The sequence below is a fragment of the Sphingomonas sp. 2R-10 genome, from assembly GCF_030062225.1.
In the GTDB taxonomy this organism is placed as follows: Bacteria; Pseudomonadota; Alphaproteobacteria; order Sphingomonadales; family Sphingomonadaceae; genus Sphingomonas.
On the sequence record NZ_JASCXF010000080.1, the window covers coordinates 1 to 2,482 of the forward strand.

The following is a 2,482-nucleotide window of genomic DNA, read 5'->3' on the forward strand; positions in this document are numbered from 1 at the left end:
GTAAGCGGGGCGTGAAGGCCGCAGATTATGCTGCTTGCGCGTTCGGCTGATCTGCCGGGGGCATCCAGTTCCACGGCATCAACTCGTCCCAGCGACTGGCGGGCCAGTCGTCGGCGACCCTGGCGATGACGTCGGTGATGTAGGCCTGCGGGTCGATGCCGTTGGCCTTGCAGGTCTGGATGACGGTGTAGATGGCCGCAGCGCGCTCGCCACCGGCGCGTGAGCCGGCGAACAGCCAGTTGCGGCGCCCGACGGCGATGCCGCGCAGCGCGCGCTCTGCGATGTTGTTGTCGATCTCCAGCCGCCCGTCACCTAGGAAGCGCGACAGCGCGGGCCAGCGCTTCGTGCCGTAGGCGATGGCTTTGGCCATATCCGATCTGGGCGACAGGTGGCGCAGCGCAGCGTCGAACACTCCGCGCAAGGCCTCGACCAGTGGCCGGCTTCGTTCCTGTCGGCCGCGATGGCGTTCATCGGGTGGCCGACCCCGCAGCTTGGCCTCGACCGCATAAAGCGCGCCGATGCGCTCGAGGATGTCGGTGGTCAGCGGCGTCGGGACACGCTCGTGCAGGTCGAAGACCTTGCGCCGGAAGTGCGCCCAGCATGCGACCTCGGTAACACCGCTGCGGTAGAGCCCGTCATAACCAGCATAGGCATCGGCCTGAAGAAAGCCGCGAAAGCCGGCGAGATGGGACAGCGGATGCGCGGCGGTGCGATCTGGCGTGAAGCGATACCAGGTCGCACGCGGCGCCGTGCTGCCGGACGCCCGGTCGTCGGCTGCGTACACCCACAGCCGCCCGGTCGCGGTTTTGCCTCGACCGGGGTCGAGCACCGGCACGGGTGTGTCGTCGGCGTGGATCTTGTCGGCCTTGAGGACCTCATCCCGGATGCGCGTGACGATGGGGTCGAGGAGCGCCGCGGCCTGTCCGGTCCAGCCGGCCAGCGTCGAGCGGTCGATATCGAGCCCCTGGGCGGCCATCATTTCGGCCTGGCGGTAGAGCGGCAGATGGTGGTCGAACTTGGAGACGACGACATGCGCCAGTGTGGCGAAGGTCGCCTTGCCGCGAGCGACGGCGCTGACCGGCGCGGGCGCCTGGACGATCTTCTCGCACACCCGGCAACTGTATTTGGGACGGGCGTTGCGCACGACCCGCCAGCGCACCGGCACGATGTCGAGCATCTCGTGCGCATCCATGCCGAGCGGGCGGAGCGCCCCGCCGCAATCCGGGCAGGTGCAGGCCCCCGAGATGGGCTCGTGGACGACCTCCTTGCGCGGCAGATGGTCCGGCAGGCTGCGGACGGGAGATGGTCGTGCCGCTACACCGGCGGCAGCCTCGGCTACAGGCGCATCGCGCTCCGTCTCCAGCTCTTCCAGCGCCAGTTCCAGCTGCTCGATCTCGCGCCCCAGCTTCTCGGACGAGGCGCCGAACTGCATCCGCCTCAACCGCGCGATTTGCCCCCGCAGCATATCGATGAGCAGGTCGCGGGCCGCGAGCGCGGCATTGGCCCGGGCGAGCGAAGCCTCCAGCGCGGCAATCCGCGCAGTGGCATCAGCAGGGGAAACGGACGCTTCCGACACCCGGATTCCATAGCAGATCGCCTGCCGACAGACGAGCAAAAGCAACGCGAAACCGCCGGCTTTACCCTGCCAGCGTGGGCGTGAACGTCCGCTCGGGCCGCCGCCAGTCGATACCCTCCAGCAGCATCGACAATTGCGCCGGCGTCAGCGTCACCGTGCCGGTCGCGGTCACCGGCCAGACGAAGCGGCCACGGTCGAGACGCTTCGAGAACAGGCACAGGCCTTGCCCGTCGAACCACAGCAGCTTGACCAGATGGCCCCGCTTGCCGCGAAACGCAAACAGCGCCCCCGAATGCGGGTTCTGCGCCAGCACCTGCTGCACCAGCACCGCCAAGCCATCGAACCCCTTGCGCATGTCGGTCACGCCGCACGCCAGGAACACCCGCGTCGGCAACGGCACCGGGTTCACCGCAGCACCGACAACACCCGTGCCAGCGCACCCGCATCCACATGGGCATCAACGCTCACCCGCACCCCGTCCGGCAGGTCGATCTGGATAAGCCCCGATGATGGGCATGGCGCCGACTGCGGCGCCGGCGCAACCGGTTCAGCGACCCGCACCTCGGCAAAAACCGGCAGCGACGGCATCACCCCGGCGAGCTGGCCTTCGCGCAACTGCTTGCGCCACGTGTAGATCAGGCTGCTCGATACCTCGCGACGCGCGATGACATCGCAAACCCGCACCCCCGGGCGGAACGCCTCGGCCAGAATCTCCAGCTTCTCCGCATCCGACCATCGGCGCCGGCCCGACACCCGGCCAACGACATCCATGCGACTGGTCATACGAGTGCTCGTATGACCAGTCGTCGTACCGAAAACTTCCCGCACCGTCCGCGCCCTCGTCAAAGGCGACAAGCATCCCGGATGCCAATGCTACCGCAAGGCGGCCTGCCGGCCACGCTTACG

General features: G+C 68.3%; 3 protein-coding genes. All 3 read right to left on the reverse strand.

Annotated features, from left to right (window positions below; all coding sequences use genetic code 11):
- Positions 1-25: 25 nt before the first annotated feature.
- Genes tnpC through tnpA form a run of 3 tightly spaced genes read right to left on the reverse strand, consistent with a single transcriptional unit; the run spans position 26 to position 2,347 of the window.
- Positions 26-1,582 (reverse strand): IS66 family transposase, encoded by a 1,557-nt coding sequence (gene tnpC, locus QLH51_RS19735; RefSeq protein ID WP_443018852.1) that lies wholly within the window; start codon positions 1,580-1,582, stop codon positions 26-28.
- Between the two features lie 55 nt (positions 1,583-1,637).
- Complete coding sequence (tnpB, locus tag QLH51_RS19740) at positions 1,638-1,985, reverse strand: IS66 family insertion sequence element accessory protein TnpB (protein WP_056429811.1); 348 nt, start codon at positions 1,983-1,985, stop codon at positions 1,638-1,640.
- Positions 1,982-2,347, reverse strand: a complete 366-nt coding sequence (gene tnpA, locus QLH51_RS19745; RefSeq protein ID WP_283514673.1) for an IS66-like element accessory protein TnpA — start codon at positions 2,345-2,347, stop codon at positions 1,982-1,984. The genes tnpB and tnpA overlap by 4 nt, the downstream gene beginning before the upstream one ends.
- Between the last annotated feature and the right edge of the window lie 135 nt (positions 2,348-2,482).